Annotated in this window: 12 protein-coding genes; 8 read left to right on the top strand and 4 right to left on the bottom strand. The window is 67.7% G+C overall.

What is annotated here, in order from left to right; genetic code table 11:
- Positions 1-23: 23 nt before the first annotated feature.
- Positions 24-1,232 carry a Bcr/CflA family multidrug efflux MFS transporter gene (locus tag VQ067_RS04280; RefSeq protein WP_023518034.1) on the bottom strand — a complete coding sequence of 403 codons (1,209 nt, stop codon included), beginning with the start codon at positions 1,230-1,232 and terminating at the stop codon, positions 24-26.
- Between the two features lie 364 nt (positions 1,233-1,596).
- Between VQ067_RS04280 and VQ067_RS04275 the strand changes: the two genes are divergently transcribed.
- On the top strand, positions 1,597-2,853 hold the full coding sequence (locus VQ067_RS04275) for an OprD family porin (protein WP_033990643.1): 1,257 nt from the start codon (positions 1,597-1,599) through the stop codon (positions 2,851-2,853).
- A gap of 28 nt (positions 2,854-2,881) precedes the next feature.
- Here the strand turns inward: VQ067_RS04275 and tyrS are convergent, their stop codons facing one another.
- Positions 2,882-4,120: a tyrosine--tRNA ligase gene (gene tyrS / locus VQ067_RS04270; protein ID WP_022580960.1), complete on the bottom strand. Its 1,239-nt coding sequence runs from the start codon at positions 4,118-4,120 to the stop codon at positions 2,882-2,884.
- 758 nt (positions 4,121-4,878) lie between these two features.
- Here tyrS and VQ067_RS04265 point away from each other — a divergent pair.
- From VQ067_RS04265 to VQ067_RS04235, 7 genes are all read left to right on the top strand, one after another.
- Positions 4,879-5,178, top strand: coding sequence for a hypothetical protein (locus tag VQ067_RS04265; RefSeq protein ID WP_003093477.1), 300 nt, complete (start codon positions 4,879-4,881; stop codon positions 5,176-5,178).
- Between the two features lie 131 nt (positions 5,179-5,309).
- Positions 5,310-7,103, top strand: a complete 1,794-nt coding sequence (locus VQ067_RS04260; RefSeq protein ID WP_003137548.1) for a cholesterol oxidase substrate-binding domain-containing protein — start codon at positions 5,310-5,312, stop codon at positions 7,101-7,103.
- Between the two features lie 308 nt (positions 7,104-7,411).
- Entirely contained in the window at positions 7,412-7,711 is a 300-nt protein-coding gene (locus VQ067_RS04255; RefSeq protein WP_003111247.1) for a DUF5862 family protein, read from the top strand.
- Positions 7,712-7,807: 96 nt separating this feature from the next.
- On the top strand, positions 7,808-9,064 hold the full coding sequence (locus tag VQ067_RS04250; protein WP_003093492.1) for an HlyD family secretion protein: 1,257 nt from the start codon (positions 7,808-7,810) through the stop codon (positions 9,062-9,064).
- Positions 9,065-9,073: 9 nt separating this feature from the next.
- Positions 9,074-11,233 (top strand): peptidase domain-containing ABC transporter, encoded by a 2,160-nt coding sequence (locus tag VQ067_RS04245; protein WP_003105688.1) that lies wholly within the window; start codon positions 9,074-9,076, stop codon positions 11,231-11,233.
- Positions 11,233-12,648, top strand: coding sequence for a TolC family protein (locus tag VQ067_RS04240; RefSeq protein ID WP_003118187.1), 1,416 nt, complete (start codon positions 11,233-11,235; stop codon positions 12,646-12,648). The genes VQ067_RS04245 and VQ067_RS04240 overlap by 1 nt, the downstream gene beginning before the upstream one ends.
- Positions 12,649-12,743: 95 nt before the next feature.
- Positions 12,744-13,634: a LysR family transcriptional regulator gene (locus tag VQ067_RS04235; RefSeq protein ID WP_003093500.1), complete on the top strand. Its 891-nt coding sequence runs from the start codon at positions 12,744-12,746 to the stop codon at positions 13,632-13,634.
- Here the strand turns inward: VQ067_RS04235 and VQ067_RS04230 are convergent.
- Complete coding sequence (locus tag VQ067_RS04230) at positions 13,621-14,232, bottom strand: LysE family translocator (RefSeq protein WP_033990646.1); 612 nt, start codon at positions 14,230-14,232, stop codon at positions 13,621-13,623. The genes VQ067_RS04235 and VQ067_RS04230 overlap by 14 nt on opposite strands.
- 204 nt (positions 14,233-14,436) lie before the next feature.
- A complete protein-coding gene (locus VQ067_RS04225) occupies positions 14,437-16,314 on the bottom strand; it encodes a sigma-54-dependent Fis family transcriptional regulator (RefSeq protein WP_003104795.1) in 1,878 nt (625 codons plus the stop codon).
- Between the last annotated feature and the right edge of the window lie 264 nt (positions 16,315-16,578).

The raw sequence follows: 16,578 nt of genomic DNA, 5'->3' as shown, positions 1-16,578 counted from the left end.
GCATGCGGGTATGCAGAAGGAAATCAACGGTTTCCGCCGTGCAGGGCCAAGCCCAGCGCGAGCAGGCTGCCGACGCCGCAGACGGCCATCACCAGCGCCATCGGCAGCACGCCGGGCAGCGCCAGCCAGCCGACCGCCAGGCTGGCCAGGCAGCCGAGGCCGAACTGCCCGGACACCGCCACCGCCGAAGCCGCCCCGGCCTGACCGGGATACAACGCCAGCAGGCTGGCGATGCAGTTGGCGCCGAGCAGGCCGGTGACGCTGACGAAGCACAGCAGCCCGGGCACCAGCGCCCACAACCCGCCCCGCTCGCCGAGCGCCGCATAGCCGAGGAGGAACAGCCCGGACACGCAGGCCAGCAGGCTGCCGGCCCGCAGCAGCGGCCGCGAACCGTGGCGGCGCACCAGGCGCGCGCTGCACCAGGTGGCGAGCATCACGCCGAGGATGTTCAGGCCGAAAAACCAGCCGAAGCGCTCCGCGCGCACGCCGAAATGCTCGATGAACACGAAGGGCGCGGCGCTGATGTAGGCGAACATCCCGGCGAACGCCAGCCCCATGCACAGCACGTAGCCCAGCGCGCGACGGTCGCCGAGCAGCCGCCCATAGGCGAGAAAGGCCTGGGCCAGGCTGCCGCCGCGGCGCTCCGGCGGGTGGCTTTCGGCGACCCGCCAGACCGCCAGCAGGCAGAGCCCGGCGAACAGCGCCAGGACCACGAACAACGCGCGCCAGCCGGCCCAGAGCATCAGGTAGCCGCCGAGCAGCGGCGCGGCCAGCGGTGCCAGCATAGTCACCATGTGCATCAATGCCAGCATCCGGGCGGCCTCGCCCAACGGATAGAGGTCGCGCACCATGGCCCGCGCCAGCACCGACGCGGCGCCGCCGCCGAGGGCCTGGAGCACCCTCAGCAGGACCAGTTGCCCCGCGCTGTCGGCCAGCGCGCAGGCCAGGCTGCTGAACAGGTACAAGGCGATACCGGCCAGCAGCACCGGGCGCCGGCCGAAACGGTCGGACAAGGGGCCGTAGAACAGCATGCCGACGCAGAAGCCGACCAGGAAGCCGCTGATGCTCCGCTGCACCTGGGCATCGCTGGCGCCGAGATCGGCGGCGATCGCCGGCAGGCTCGGCAGGTACATGTCGATCGACAGCGGGCCGAACGCCACCAGCGCCGACAACAGCAGCAACAGGCGTCGTTCGCCGCTTCCGACCTGAATCCTCGATGCACTCGCAGGCACGCTCGCCCTCCTCTTCTTCGCCTTTCGGTCCAGACGACACCGCCGTGCACGCGGATGCAAGTTCGCCGTCCGGGAAATCCTCGCGCCGCGACCTCGTTCACCCTGGCAGCGCGCGGGCCTGGCTCCTTTCGCGGGCCGACAACGTTAACAGATTAACCAAATGCGCAGAAGGCGAAAGATTCCAGGCTGGCTTCGCTCTCCAGCGCCTTACCGTCAATGCTCGATGAGCATGGAAAGGGGCAGAGGCTAGCGAAGCTTCCGGGAGGATCGCCAACACTTCATTAACAAGTTAACAATATGCTAAAACTCACCGTGCAATCGGCGTCACCCATACCTACAAGAACAACAACCAAGGGAAGAATCGATGATCACGGCATGCCCCCGCCCGTGCGCCTGGCGCTGCTATGCGCTTGGCCTCGGCCTCCTGCCCCTCGCCGCGCAAGCGGAATTCCTCGCGGACAGCAGCGCCCACCTCGACCTCCGCAACTTCTACCAGTTGCGCGACTACCGCCAGCACGATGCGCCCCAATCGCAGGCCGGCAACTGGTCGCAGGGCTTCGTCCTGCGCCTGCAATCCGGTTTCACCGACGGCCCGCTCGGCTTCGGCCTGGACGCTACCGGGCTGCTCGGCGTCAAGCTCGACTCGGGACGCGGGCGTAGCAACGATGGCACGCTGCCGTTCGGAGCGAATTCGAAGGAGCCGGTGGACGACTACAGTCACCTCGGCCTGACCGCCAAGCTGCGCTATTCGCAGACCCAGCTACAGGTCGGCATCCTCATGCCGCAACTGCCGGTGGCGTTTCGCGACGACGTGCGCCTGTTGCCGCAGACCTTCGACGGCGCGCTGCTGACCTCCAGCGAGATCGAGGGTCTCACCCTCACCGCGGGGCAATTGTGGAAGTCGCGCACCCGCGAGTCGGCCGGCAGCGACGACATGTACATCATGGGCCGCGACAAGGCCCACGCCAGCGACGAGTTCAATCTCGCCGGCGCGACCTACGCCTTCACCCCTCGGCTCAGCGCCAGCTATTACTACGGCCAGCTCAAGGACATCTACCAGCAGCACTATCTCGGCCTGCTGCACACCCTGCCGCTGGGCGAAGGGCTGTCGCTGCGCAGCGACCTACGCTACTTCGACAGCGGCGAAGACGGCGCGGCGATCTCCGGGCCGGTGGACAATCGCAACCTCAACGCCATGCTCACCCTGCGCGCCGGCGCCCACGCCTTCGGCATCGGTGTCCAGAAGATGATCGGCAACGACGCCTTTCCGGTGCTCAACGGCTACACCACGCCCTACGTGGCCAACCTGATGGCCTACCAGACCTTCACCCGACCGCAGGAGAAATCCTGGCAACTGCGCTACGACTACGACTTCGCCGGCCTCGGCCTGCCCGGCCTGAACCTCATGACCCGCTATGTACAGGGCCGCGACATCGACCGCGGCGCCGGCCGCGCCGACGACAGCGAATGGGAGCGCAACACCGACCTGTCCTACGTGATCCAGAGCGGACCGCTGAAGAGCGTCGCCTTGAAATGGCGCAACATCACCTACCGCAGCCGCTACGGTGCGGACCTGGACGAGAACCGCTTCATCGTCAATTACACGCTGAAGCTCTGGTGAAGCGCGGCCCCTTGGGGCCGCAGGCACTTCAATCCTCGAGTCGCAGTTGCAAATGCTGCTTCTTGCCCAGGCTCAGGCGCAGCCCGTCGACCTCGCCCGCCAGCGGCGCGTCCGGATCGCTGACCGGCGAGCCGTCCAGGCGCAGGCCGCCGCCGGCGGCGAGGCGGCGGACCGCGCTGCGGGAGGGCTGGATCGCGTGTTCCAGCAGCAGGTCGGTCAGCGACAGTCCCTGCGCCAGGCGCGCGCGGGATAGCTTCATCACCGGCAGGCCGCTGTCCCGCGTACCGTCGGCGAACACCCCGCGCGCGGCATCGGCGGCGGATCGCGCGGCGTGCTCGCCGTGCGCCAGGGCGGTGGCGGCATTGGCCAGGACCACCTTCGCTTCGTTCAGCTCGGCGCCCTGCAAGGCGCCCAGGCGGCGCACCTCATCCATCGGCAGTTCGCTGAACAGGGCGAGGAAGCGACCGACGTCGCGATCGTCGCAGTTGCGCCAGAACTGCCAGAAGTCGAACGGCGCCAGGCGCTCGGCGTTGAGCCATACCGCACCCTGCGCCGACTTGCCCATCTTGCGCCCGTCGCTGGTGGCCAGCAGCGGCATGGTCAGGCCGAACAGTTGGGCGCCGCCCTGGCGTCGCGACAGCTCCACGCCGTTGATGATGTTCGCCCACTGGTCGGCGCCGCCGAGTTGCAGGGTGCAGCCGCGCCGGCGCGACAGTTCGACGAAGTCGTAGGCCTGCAGCAGGGTGTAGCCGAACTCGAGGAACGACAGCGAATGCTCGCGGTCCAGGCGCTGCCTGATGGCGTCGAAGGTCAGCAAGCGGTTGATCGAGAAGTGCCGGCCGACCCGGTCGAGGAACTCCAGGTAGCCGACGCCGTCCAGCCATTCGGCGTTGTTCACCAGGCTGTCGTCGTGCAGTTCGACGTAGCGCGAGAAGACCCGGGCGATGCCGTCGATGTTGGCCTGGATCTGCGCCTCGGTGAGGATCGGCCGGCTCGAATCGCGGAAGCTCGGATCGCCGATCCGGGTGGTCGCGCCACCGATCAGCAGCAACGGACGGTGCCCGGCCTTCTGTAGCCAGCGCATCAGCATCAGGCCCTGCAGGTGGCCGACGTGCAGGCTGTCGGCGGTGGCGTCGAAGCCCAGGTAGGCGGTTGCCGGACCGGCGGCCAGGTGCGCGGCGAGGCCGTCGCGGTCGGTGCACTGGTGGACGAAACCACGCTCTTCGAGCAGGGCGATCAGGTCTTGCTGATGGGTCGGGACGGACACGGGTATCTCCTTTGGCACGGTGGATGCCCGAGGAGACAGGTTGGGAGGGAGTTCACCGGACCGCCGCCTCGGGCGGTTCGGGAATGCAGCGACGCATCTACCGCCTCAATGAGGGAGCAGATAGGCGTAATAGCGCTTGAAGGTCAGGGCTGCACGATTCATGCGCGGCACTCTACGCGCCTGTGCCGGGCTGTCAAGGCTGGAAAGCGCCTCGACACGAACCGAGGCACTTCCTCGCAACAGAAGCGCAGCCTGGGAAAGTTTACCCGCCAGTTATCCGCACAAATTTATGACGCCGGTTTCTCTACTTTGAAAAACAACGCCCGACCGGACGTGTACTTCAACAACTCGACCGGAAGAAACCTATCAGCAAGGCAGTTGAATTTTTTCCGAAAGCAATAATTCGATACTTTTCTGGATTGGCGCATCATCTCGTAAAAATAGCGAACCGCTTCCCAGCACCCACGAATATCAATGGATCAGCAATATCCAGATGCTTATCGCGGCATTCGAAAAAACATCGACCAATTCCACTGACAAAATATCGGCGTCATTTGCCTAACATGGATATTCCAAGTTCACCCTATCAACTTCCCAGATTGACACTCTCGCCGGCAGATCAGTAATTTTCAGCGACCAGCCAGAAAAGTACTTTTCCAGAGCGGCTGGCAACCGATAGTCACTCTATCTTCGCAAACCGATGTTTATGCGAGAGGGCCGGCTATCGCTCAAAACTTGATTGATGAAGGAATAGCGCCATGCAACTCGCCACACTTCAGGAACTGAGCTTCGATGAAATCGACCAGGTATCGGGCGCCGGACTCTTCAGCTTCGTCGGCGATGCCATCGTCGATGTGGTCAAGGTGTCCAACGACCTGCTCAACACGTCGGTCATCTCTTCGGTCGGCAAGGTGTTCAACGCCGTCGGCCTGACCCCCATCCATCAACTGGCCGATACCCTCGGCTACGGCGTGTTCAAGGGCGTCGCCGCGGTCGGCGGCCTGCTCGGCGGCGATACCAGCCGTATCGATTACCACTACGACACCGAGTGGACCTGATCCCAGGACCTCGGCCCGCTCCCGTCGCGGAGCGGGCCTCCCCCGTCGCCGGAGGCCTGGGCGCCCCCGGCGGCGACCAAGGACCCGGCAACCGGGAAGGGGCGACCAGCGCCCCGATCAGGAGAACCGCCATGCACGACCCCATCCAGCAAGCCGACGCCTTCGTCGACGATCCCGACCAGGAGTCCGGCGGCCTGTCGCGCCGCAGCTTCCTCGGCAAGAGTGCCACGCTCGGCGCGGTCGGCCTGGTGGCCGGCTGGACCCCGGCCTTCGTCATCCAGCCCGCCGAAGCCGCCGCCAGCAGCTGTCCGGCGCCGGCAGGCTTTCCGGCCGGCCTCGAACTTTATCGGCGGGCGTTCCGCAACTGGTCGGGGGAAATCGCCGCCGACGACCTCTGGAGCTGCGCCCCGCGCACCAACGAAGAGGTTCTCGCGGTGGTCAACTGGGCCTGGCAGAACGGCTTCAAGGTGCGCCCGCGCGGCATGGGTCACAACTGGTCCCCGCTGCTGCTGAAAGGCGGCGAGAACTGCGAGAGCCGCATCATGCTGGTGGAAACCAGCCGTTACCTGACCCGCGTACGGATCGACGCCCAGGGCGAGTTCGGCCTGTTCAGCGCGCAGACCGGCGTCACCATGGAAGCCCTGCTGAAACAGCTGGAGCGGGTCAAGCTCGGCTTCGTCGCCACGCCGGCGCCGGGCGACCTGACCCTCGGCGGGGTGCTCGCCATCGACGGCCACGGCACCGGCATCCCGGCGCAGGGCGAAAGCCGCCTGCCGGGGCAGAGCTACGGCTCCCTGAGCAACAGCATCGTGGCGCTGACCGCGGTGGTCTGGGACGGCGCCGCCGGACAATACGTGCTGAAGACCTTCCGCCGCGACGATCCGGCCTGCGCGCCGTTCCTCGTCCACCTCGGACGCGCCTTCATCGTCGAGGCGACCCTCCAGGCCGGGGTCAACAAGCGCATGCGCTGCCAGAGCTACGTGAACATCCCGGCGAGCGAGATGTTCGCCGCGGCCGGCAGCGGCGGAAGGACCTTCGACAGCTTCCTGCAAAAGAGCGGACGCGCCGAGGCCATCTGGTTCCCCTTCACCGACAAGCCCTGGCTGAAGGTCTGGACGCCGACCCCGCGCTGCCCGTTCGGTGCCCGCGCGGTCAACGGCCCGTTCAACTACCCCTTCTCCGACAACATTCCCAAGGCGCTGTCCGACCTGCTGGCGGCGATCAATACCGGCCACCCGGAACTCACCCCGCTGCTCGGCAAGCTGCAGTACGACCTGGTAGTGGGCGGCATGGCGCTGACCCTGGGCTACGACCTTTGGGGGTGGAGCAAGGACCTGCTGCTGTACATCAAGCCCAGCACCCTGCGCGTCACCGCCAACGGCTACGCGGTGCTGACCCGGCGTCGCGACGTGCAGCGGGTGATCAACGAGTTCTACCTGCAGTACCAGACGATGGTCGCCGCCTACCGCGCCAACGGCCACTACCCCATGAACGGCCCGGTGGAGATTCGCGTCAGCGGGCTCGACCAGCCCGGCGAGTCGATCGTTCCCGGCGCCCAGGTGCCCAGCCTGTCGGCGATCCGTCCGCGCCCCGACCAGCCGGAGTGGGACACGGCGATCTGGCTGGACATCCTCAGCCTGCCCGGCACTCCGCAGGCCAACGCCTTCTACCACGAGTTCGAGGCCTGGCTGTTCGACCACTTCAGCGGCGACTACGCCTCGCTGCGGGTGGAGTGGAGCAAGGGCTGGGGCTACAGCCCCACCGCCGCCTGGGCCGAGCCGACGGTGGTCGACCAGTTGGTGGCGCAGTCGCTACGCCAGGGCCTGGTCGCAGACAACGATTGGGACGCCGCGGCGCGCCAGTTGAACGAAGCCGATCCGCATCGGCTGTTCAGCTCGCCGCTGCTCGACCGGCTGATGCCATGAAATGCCGCTATGCGAGGCCGTACTGACTCGGACGAAGAGCGGTTGGCCGGAGCCGATATGAATGAGCCCTCGATACGGCGTTGACTTGTTCAACAGGTCTTATCGAGGTGTCGCACGAACCGGCCTTAATCATTCGCAAAGTTTACCCGGAGTGGCAAACCTTCATCCGCCGAATATTGAAACTCATTGTCAAACGAATTATCGAGCCCATGAAAAACCGCTAATCCTGGCAGTTCATCCCACTCTTTCGGATTAGTACCATCGAATGGCTTTCCAGACTCACGGGAAGCCTAAAGGAGATATATGAAATGAAAGAACTCAATGACATTGAAGTCACCTGCGTTTCGGGTGGAACTCTTTCCGGCATGATCGTAGGCGCCGTCGACGGCGCCGCGACGGGCATGGCAATCGGCGGGAAATGGGGCGGTGCCGGCGGCTTCGGCTTCGGCGCACTTTCCCAGTTGGTCGGCCTGGTCGTGCCAACCGCGATGGGCGCTATTGCCGGGGGCACGGTCGGTCTCTTCACCAATGCAGAGACGGCTGTCGGTTACTTGGGCCAATACCGGGAAAACTTCGGTCCCGGTGATGTAGGCCGCACCACCATCTAATTAGAAAAGTCGCACTCCGGCACTTCATGCGTTTGAACTTTCGCAAGGGTGTCGGAGTGTCATGCAAGTATTATTCGAATCCAGGATCCAGCCACCATGTTTCGCCAGGAAGCCCTCGACGCCCAGCATGCCGGCGGCCTGGGCGAGATCGTGCTGATCCGCCCGGTCTCCTTCACTTTTCTCACCCTGCTGGCCGCGGCGATGGCGCTGCTGGTGGTGGGCTTCTTCCTGTTCGGCAGCTACACCAAGCGCAGCACCGTCAGCGGCCAATTGGTTCCCGCCAGCGGCCAGGTCAAGGTGCACGCGCCGCAGGCCGGCATCGTGCTGCGCAAGTTCGTCCAGGAAGGCCAGGCGGTACGACGTGGCGAGCGCCTGATGGTGCTTTCCAGCGAACGCTACGGCAGCGATGCCGGCCCGGTGCAGGCCGGTATCAGCAGGCGCCTGGAACAACGCCGCGACTCCCTGCGCGACGAACTGGAAAAGCTTCGCCGCCTGCAAGACGACGAGCGCGACAGCCTGACCAGCAAGGTCGCCAGCCTGCAGCGCGAACTGACCACCCTCGCCGCCCAAACCGACAGCCAGCAACGCCTGCTGGCGCTGGCCAGCGACGCCGCCGCGCGCTACCAGGGGCTGATGGACAAGGGCTACATCTCCATGGACCAGTTGCAGCAGCGCCAGGCCGAGCTGCTCGGCCAGCGCCAGACCCTGCAAGGCCTGGAGCGCGAACGCACGTCGCTGCGGCAGCAGTTGACCGAGCGCCGCAACGAACTCGCCGGGCTTTCCGCGCGCCAGGCCAACCAGCTCGCTGAAACCCGCCGCCAGCTCAGCGCGGTGGAGCAGGACCTGGCCGAAAGCGAAGCCAAGCGCACCTTGCTGGTCACCGCGCCGGAGAGCGGCATCGCCACCGCCGTGCTCGCCGAAGCCGGGCAGACCGTCGACAGCTCGCGTCCGCTGCTGAGCATCGTTCCCGCCGACACCCCGTTGCAGGCCGAACTCTACGCGCCGAGCAAGTCCATCGGTTTCATCCGGCCGGGCGACGCGGTGCTGATCCGCTACCAGGCCTATCCGTACCAGAAGTTCGGCCAGTACCACGGCAAGGTGCAGTCGATCTCCCGCGCCAGCGTCTCCTATGCCGAGCTTTCCAGCATGGTCGGCGGCGTACCGGGGCTCGGCCAGGATGGCGAGCAGCTGTACCGGCTGCGGGTAACCCTCGACGACCAGGCGGTGACCGCCTACGGCCAGCCGCGTCCGCTGCAGAGCGGCATGCTGCTGGACGCCGACATCCTCCAGGACACCCGGCGCCTCTACGAATGGGTGCTGGAACCGCTCTACAGCCTGACCGGCAAACTCTAGGAACGACCCATGGCCTTTCTCGACGCTCTCGCCCTGCGCCTGGGCCGCCGCCTGCCGCTGGTGCTGCAGACCGAAGCCACCGAATGCGGCCTGGCCTGCCTGGCGATGATCGCCGGCTACCACGGCCACCATACCGGCCTGATGGAACTGCGCCGGCGCTTCTCCGTATCGCTCAAGGGCATCTCCCTCAAGCAACTGATCCAGACCGCCCACCGCCTCGGCCTGGGCACCCGCGCGGTGAAGCTCGACCTCGGCGACCTCGGCAAGCTCAAGCTGCCCTGCGTGCTGCACTGGAACTTCAACCACTTCGTCGTGCTCAAGGCGGTCGACGGGCGCGGCGCGGTGCTCCACGACCCCGCCCACGGCCAGCGCCGGCTGGGCCTGGAGGAAGTCTCGCGGAGCTTCACCGGGGTAGCCCTGGAACTCTGGCCGGAGAGCGGCTTCGAGAAACAGGAGGCGCCGCCGCGGATCAAGCTGCTGGGCATGCTCGGCAAGGTCACCGGGCTGTACCGCTCGCTGGCCCAGGTGCTGCTGCTCGCCGGCGCGCTGGAAGTGTTCTCGCTGATCAGTCCGTTCTTCCTGCAATGGACCATCGACAACGTCATCGTCAGCGAAGACCGTGACCTGCTCAGCACCCTAGCCATCGGCTTCGGCCTGTTGCTGCTGATGCAGCAGGCGGTCAGCGGGGTGCGCGCCTGGGTGATGATGCACATGAGCACCCTGCTCGGCGTGCAGTGGCAGGCCAACGTCTTCAGTCACCTGCTGCGGCTGCCCGCGCAGTATTTCGAGAAGCGCCACCTGGGCGACGTGGTGTCGCGCTTCGGCGCGGTGAACAGCATCCAGCAGACCCTCACCGCGGCCTTCCTCTCGGCGGTGCTGGACGGCCTGATGACCGTCGCCACCCTCGGCATGATGCTGCTCTACAGTCCGCCACTGGCGGCCATCGCCATCGCCGCCATGAGCCTCTACGCCCTCGGCCGCTGGATCTGGTACCGGCCGTTGCGCAACGCCACCGAGGAGCAGATCGTCCACGCCGCGCGCCAGCAGAGCCACTTCCTCGAGACGGTGCGCGGCATCCGCCCGCTGAAGCTGTTCCAGCGCCAGGACGAGCGCCGCTCGGTATGGCTCGGCCTGCTGGTGGAACAGATCAACGCCGGCCTGCGTACGCAGAAGCTGCAACTGTTCTACCAGCAGCTCAACGGCCTGCTGTTCGGCGTGGAGAACCTGCTGGTGATCTGGCTCGGCGCGACCATGGTGATGGACGGCCAGTTCAGCGTCGGCATCCTGATGGCCTTCAACGCCTACAAGTCGCAGTTCGACAGCCGCGTCGGCAGCCTGATCGACAAGTTCTTCGAGCTGCGCATGCTCCAGTTGCAGGGCGAGCGCCTGGCCGACATCGTCCTCCAGGCCCCGGAGGTCAGCCACGGCGACATCCTCCCGGAGAACCTCCGCGAGCGCGAGGCGAGCATCGAGATCCAGGGCCTGCGCTACCGCTACGCGGAACAGGAGCCCTGGGTCCTCGACGGCCTCGACCTGCGCATCGCCGGCGGCGAGTCGGTGGCCATCGTCGGCCCCTCGGGCTGCGGCAAGAGCACCCTGTTCAACGTCCTGCTGGGCATCCTCCCGCCAGTGGAGGGACAGATCCGCATGGCCGGCCTGGACCTTGCGCAACTGGGCCTGGACGGCCTGCGCGAACTGGTCGGCACGGTGCTGCAGGACGACGTGCTGTTCGCCGGTTCGCTCAGCGACAACATCAGTTTCTTCGACCCGCAGCCGGACATGCCCTGGCTGCTGCAGTGCGCGCAGATGGCTGCCATCCACGATGACATCCAGGCCATGCCGATGGGCTACAACACCCTGGTCGGCGACATGGGCACAGTGCTCTCCGGCGGCCAGAAGCAGCGGGTGATGCTGGCCCGGGCGCTGTACAAGAAGCCGCGCATCCTGTTCCTCGACGAAGCCACCAGCCACCTCGACGTACACTGCGAACAGCGGGTCAACGCCGCCATTCGCGCGCTGCGCATCACCCGCATCATGGTCGCCCATCGGCCCGAGACCATCGCCTCGGCGGACCGCGTGATAGTCCTCGGCCAGGGCAAGGTAAGCCTCGACGAAAGCACCGCGCGCCTGGCCGAACGCCAGGCCGCCGCGGCGCGGGAGCAGGCCTGATGCGTGCCCTCGCCGGCCTGTTGTGCGGCCTGCTCGGCCTGGTTCCCGGCGCCGCCGCCTACGAGCCGGACGTGTTCGGCACCGCCGGCCAGGTCGCCGGCCAGGCGGTCTACGACCTCGGCGGCAGCGGTTTGCCCTGCCGCGGCGGGCCGCCACCGACCGAGCTGAGCCTGGAGGAAGCCATCGAGCGGATCCTCTGCCACGACCCGCAGACCCGCCTCGCCTGGGCCAATGCCAAGGCCCAGGCGGCCCAGGTCGGGATCGGCAAGTCCGCCTACCTGCCGCGCCTGGACGGCCGTCTCGACGCCAGTCGCGGCTACAGCGACATGGATTATCGCGATGCCCCCTACCTCTCCGGCGACGGCCATCGCCACCGGCGCGGCGCCAGCCTCCAATTGAGCTGGGTCCTGTTCGACTTCGGCCGCCGCAGCGCCGCCCTGCGCAACGCCCAGCAGTTGCTGCTGGCAGCCAACGCCAGCCAGGACGCGACCCTGCAGAACACCTTCGCCCTCGCCGCCCAGGCCTACTACGACGCCCTCGCCGCCCAGCGCAGCCTGGCCGCCTCGCGGCAGGTCGCGGAGCTGGCGGCGCAGAACCTGGAAGCCGCCGACGCCAAGTACCGGGCCGGCGCCGCCGCCCTTTCCGATCGCCTGCAGGCGCAGACCGCGCTGTCCCAGGCGAGCCTCGCCCAGGTCCGCGACGAAGGCGCCCTGAGCAACGCCCTCGGCGTCATCGCCCTGCGCATGGGCCTGGCGCCGGATACCCCGCTGCGCCTCTCCGGCGAGCTGGAGGCGCAACCCGACACCGGCTTCGTCAAGGCCATCGACGAGATGCTCGCCGAAGCCCGCCGCGAGCATCCGGCGCTGCTCGCCGCCCAGGCGCGGCTGAAAGCCGCCGCCGCCTCGGTGGAGGAAAGCCGCGCCGCCGGCCGGCCGAGCCTGGCGCTGAGCGCCAACCTGGCACGCAGCCATAGCGACCAGGCGATGGCCTTCAACGGCGATACCCGCGAACGCGACCGCAGCATCGGCCTGCAACTGAACATCCCGTTGTTCGAAGGCTTCGAACGCACCTACCAGGTCCGCAACGCCCTGGCCCGCCGCGAAGCCAGCGAAGCGGAGCTGGCCGACACCGAGCAGCAGGTTTCGCTGGAGGTGTGGAACAACTACCAGTCGCTCAGCGTCGAGACCCGCAGCCTGGCGCGCACCCGCGAACTGGTCGAACAGTCGCGGCAAAGCCTGGAGGTGGTGCAGGGCCGCTACCGCTCAGGGGTCGGCAGCATGATCGAGCTGCTCAACGCCCTGACCGCCTACGCCAGCGCCGAGGACCAGCACATCCGCGCCCTCGGCAACTGGCAGACCTCGCGCCTGCGACTGGCGGCCAGCCTCGGTCGCCTGGGCTTCTGGAGCCTGCGCTGAAAAGCCCGGGAAGCGCCGCCGCCCTCTACCTCTCGCGCTTGTCCGGCTGGCCGCCATCGCGCAGGATGCACCCAGCCCCCGCGACGAGAGACCGCATGATCGACGACATCCGCTACCTGATCGTATTCGCCAAGATCGCCGAGACCGGCTCCGTCTCCGGCGGCGCCGAGGCGCTGGGCCTGAGCGCCGCGACCGCCAGCCTGCACCTGTCCAGGCTGGAACGGAACCTGGGCCGTGCGCTGCTCTACCGCAACAGCCGCAAGCTGTCGCTGACCCAGGACGGCACGCAGTTGCTGGACACCGCCCGCTCCATGCTGGAACTCTACGAGAAGGGCTTCATCGAGTTCCGCCAGCGCGCCGTCTCGACCCGCAACAGCCTGCGCATCTCGATGCCCGCGGTGTTCGTCAACGGCGACTTCACCCGTCACCTGGCAGCCTTCATCGAGGAGCATCCCGACCTCGACCTCGGCATCGCCTGCGACGACAGCCGCCACGACATCATCGGCGACGGCATCGACATCGCCTTCCGCATCGGCGACCTGCCGGACAGCTCGCTGAAGGCCCGTCACCTGTTCCTGCTGCCGCGCCAGGTAGTGGCGGCGCCGGCATTCCTGGCCCGGCACGCGCCGCTGGAACACCCGCGCGACCTGCAGCGGCTGGAATGGATCGGGCTCGGCATGCGCCCCGACAGCCGGCTATTCCGTCATGCGCGGGACGACGAGGAGGTACGCGTCGACTACACCCCGCGGGTGCGCGTCGACAGCGTCGAAGCCTCCTGCCGCCTGGCCCGCCTCGGCGTCGGCCTGGCCGCGCCGCCGACCTACCTGAGCGACGAGCCGATCCGCCGCGGCGAGTTGCGCGCGGTGCTGCCGGAATGGCGCCTGGAGCCGTTGAAGGTGTATGCGGTGTGGCCGCCCAACGTACCCGCCAGCAGCATCGCCTATACCCTCATCAATCGCCTCTACGAGGCCTTCAATCCAGGCTAGCGGCGAGCTGCAGGTAGAGCATGTAGCCGGCGGTCAGCACCAGGGTGCCGCCCATCGCCCGATTGAACAGGCGCACCCGCCAGGGGCTGTCGAGCAGCAGCGCCACGCGGTCACCGAGCAGCGCCCAGGCGGCCAGCGAGAGGTAGCAGACCACCAGGTAGATGGCCATGAAGACCAGTAGCGGCGCGTGCGTGCTCGGGCTGGCGAACAAGGCCACGCCGGAAGCGCAGGCGATCCAGGCCTTGGGATTGAGCCATTGCAGGAGCACGCCCTGGAAGAACCCGGGGACCCCGTTTTCCTCCAGGGCCAGGCGTGGATCCGCGGTGGCGATGCGGTAGCCCACATGAGCGATGAACGCCGCGCCGGCCATCCCCAGGTAGTCGAAGAAGCGCGGGTAGGCCTCGATCGCGCGGACGAACCAGAAGCCGACGAAGGCCAGCAGCAGGACGAAGCCGAGGGTGGCGCCGGTGACGAACGGCAGGGTCCGGCGGAAACCATGGTTGGCGCCGGAAGCGACGATGGTCAGGTTCACCGGACCGGGGGAAATCGACAGGCTCAGGGAGAACGCGCCCATGGCGAGCAGCAGGGCTAGCGGCATGGGTCGAACTCCCCGGTCGGGTTGCGGGCTGGCTGGTGCGGGGCGGGCATGGGTTTCCTCCGTAGGCTCCTGGCGGGGCGCGACCGAACGGGTTGCGCCGCTGCCCGGAACGCTACAGGGAAAGCCCACCGGCATTAACGGGGCAAGGCTCAAGGCTGGTTTTGATTTTCCGCGCTTGACGACTGCGCCGGCCGCCGGCGCACCTCAGTCGTCCGCCTGGCCCGGCATGCGGATGCCATGCCGGCGCACCCGCCGATACAGGGTCGCTCGCGAGATACCCAGTTCCCGCGCCGCGGCCATGGGTTTCCAGCGATGCCGCACGAGGGCGTCGAGCAGGGCGTCGCGCTCCGGACCGCCGCCGCTCTCGCACGCACTGGCCGGTGTCCGGCCTTCGCCACGCAGCTCTGCCGGAAGGTCGGCGAGTTGCAGGGTGGCGCCGCCGCACAGCGCGCAGGCGTAGCGCAACACATGCCGCAACTGGCGGACATTGCCCGGCCAGCGATAGCCGAGCAGGCATTCCAGGGCTGCCTCGCCGAGTTCGATGCGTACGCCGCAGTGCGCGGTTTCCTCGTCGAGGATGCGCCGGATCAGCGCCAGCCGGTCGCTGCGTTCGCGTAGCGGCGGCAGTTCGAAGCGGGCGCCGCCGAGGCGGAAGTAGAGATCCTCGCGGAAGCCGCCGGCCGCCACCAGCGCCGCCAGGTCGCGGTGGGTGGCGCAGATCACCTGGATATCCACAGCCTGCCGGCGCGCAGCCCCCAGCGGCGCCACCTCGCCCTCGGCCAGCACGCGCAGCAGGCGGGTCTGCAGGCCCAGCGGCATGTCACCGATCTCGTCGAGGAACAGGGTACCGCCATCGGCCTGCTGCAGCAGGCCGCGCATCCCTTTCGCCGCCGCGCCGGTAAAGGCTCCGCCAACGTAGCCGAACAGCTCGCTCTCGATCAGGCTTTCGGGAATCGCCGCGCAGTTGAGCGCGACGAAGGGTTTGTCGCGACGGGCGCTGGCCTGGTGCAACTGGCGGGCGAAAACCTCCTTGCCGGCGCCGGTCTCGCCCTGGATCAGCACCGGCAGGTTGCGGTCCTTGACCCGCACCGCCAGGCGCAGGCTTTCGGCGATGCGCGGGTCGAGCGCAGCGTCGTCGGGCACCTCGCGCTCCAGCCGCCGCGCCTTGGCCCGCGGCGCGCTGAGACGCACGTGCAGCTCGCCGGCCTGGCCGCGCAGCAGGCACGGCGCCTGGTCGGCGGCGGCGTGCAGGGCGTCGAGGTCGAACACCTCGCCGATGTGGCTCGGCACCTGCCCCAGGCGCTGCCGCAGGTAGTGCCGCGCCGCCGGGTTCAACGCCAGCAGGCGCCCATCGGCGTCCCAGGCGAACAGGTAGTCCGGCTGGCTGTCGACGTAGCCCGGCGCACGGTGCGCGCGCAGCACCCAATGGCCCTGGGCGCTGTGCATGAAGAAGGCGTTTTCGATCTCCCGCGCGCTCTGCGCCACCATCTGCCGGATCAGATGCTGGCTACGGCGGTCGTCCGGCGATTGCACGGCGGAAACGTCGAGCACACCGAGCAACTCGCCCTGCGGATCGAAGACCGGCGCCGCGGAACAGGTCAGGTCGATGAAGGCGGCGCGGAAGTGATCGCGCTTGTGCACCGTCACCGCAGTCCTGTCGGTGAGTACGGCGGCCACCCCGCAGGTGCCCTCCTCGCCTTCCGACCAGCAGGTGCCGAGGTACAGCCCGGCCTTGCGGCAGTCGTTGCGGATGGTCGACTCGACACGGTAGTCGATGGTCCGCCCCTGGGCATCGGTGAGCAGTACGCAGTAGTCGGCATCGCGCACCCGTCCATGCAGTCGCGCCACCTCTTCGCTGGCGATGCGCAGGAACAGTTCGGAACGCTCGCGACATTCGTCGAGGAGGGTCTGCGAGAGAATCCGCGGCCCTTGCAGGGACCCCGGGTCGAGACGGTGCTGCTCCATGGAGCGGCGCCAGGAGTCGAGGATCGGCGTCGGCACCGGCGCCTGCGGCAGGCGCGCGGCGTTCCTCAGGACACGGCTGACACAGTCCACATGGTCCTTCGAGTGTGCGGAAAGCATGGGGCCTCCGTTGCTCGGCATCTTGTTGTTGTGCCGCCCATTAAGCGCCCATCGGCGACCCTCGACAAGCGCCGGGCCGCCACAGCCGACGACTGAGACGGAGCGTCTCAGCGTCTCGCCGGGAACCCGTGCGCGATGACATGGGTTGTCTCGCCGGACGTCGCCCCGGCGGTCGCCGGCCTTCCCATGCCGGCGCTCTACGACGGGCCTTCCGGCCGCCACGCCGCAACCTGGCATCGGCCTTGCTCCAGCCACGGCGACGGC

Source organism: Pseudomonas sp. KBN12P06040, assembly GCF_037574965.1.
GTDB lineage: Bacteria > Pseudomonadota > Gammaproteobacteria > Pseudomonadales > Pseudomonadaceae > Pseudomonas > Pseudomonas aeruginosa.
This window is presented reverse-complemented; position numbering and strand designations above follow the sequence as displayed.

Bases quoted from the DNA above. Each gene is read 5' to 3' on its own strand.
- VQ067_RS04275 (WP_033990643.1), top strand. From the start codon at position 1,597: ATGATCACGGCATGCCCCCGCCCGTGCGCCTGGCGCTGCTATGCGCTT.
- VQ067_RS04265 (WP_003093477.1), top strand. From the start codon at position 4,879: ATGCAACTCGCCACACTTCAGGAACTGAGCTTCGATGAAATCGACCAG.
- VQ067_RS04260 (WP_003137548.1), top strand. From the start codon at position 5,310: ATGCACGACCCCATCCAGCAAGCCGACGCCTTCGTCGACGATCCCGAC.
- VQ067_RS04255 (WP_003111247.1), top strand. From the start codon at position 7,412: ATGAAAGAACTCAATGACATTGAAGTCACCTGCGTTTCGGGTGGAACT.
- VQ067_RS04250 (WP_003093492.1), top strand. From the start codon at position 7,808: ATGTTTCGCCAGGAAGCCCTCGACGCCCAGCATGCCGGCGGCCTGGGC.
- VQ067_RS04245 (WP_003105688.1), top strand. From the start codon at position 9,074: ATGGCCTTTCTCGACGCTCTCGCCCTGCGCCTGGGCCGCCGCCTGCCG.
- VQ067_RS04240 (WP_003118187.1), top strand. From the start codon at position 11,233: ATGCGTGCCCTCGCCGGCCTGTTGTGCGGCCTGCTCGGCCTGGTTCCC.
- VQ067_RS04235 (WP_003093500.1), top strand. From the start codon at position 12,744: ATGATCGACGACATCCGCTACCTGATCGTATTCGCCAAGATCGCCGAG.
- VQ067_RS04230 (WP_033990646.1), bottom strand. From the start codon at position 14,232: ATGCCGCTAGCCCTGCTGCTCGCCATGGGCGCGTTCTCCCTGAGCCTG.
- VQ067_RS04225 (WP_003104795.1), bottom strand. From the start codon at position 16,314: ATGCTTTCCGCACACTCGAAGGACCATGTGGACTGTGTCAGCCGTGTC.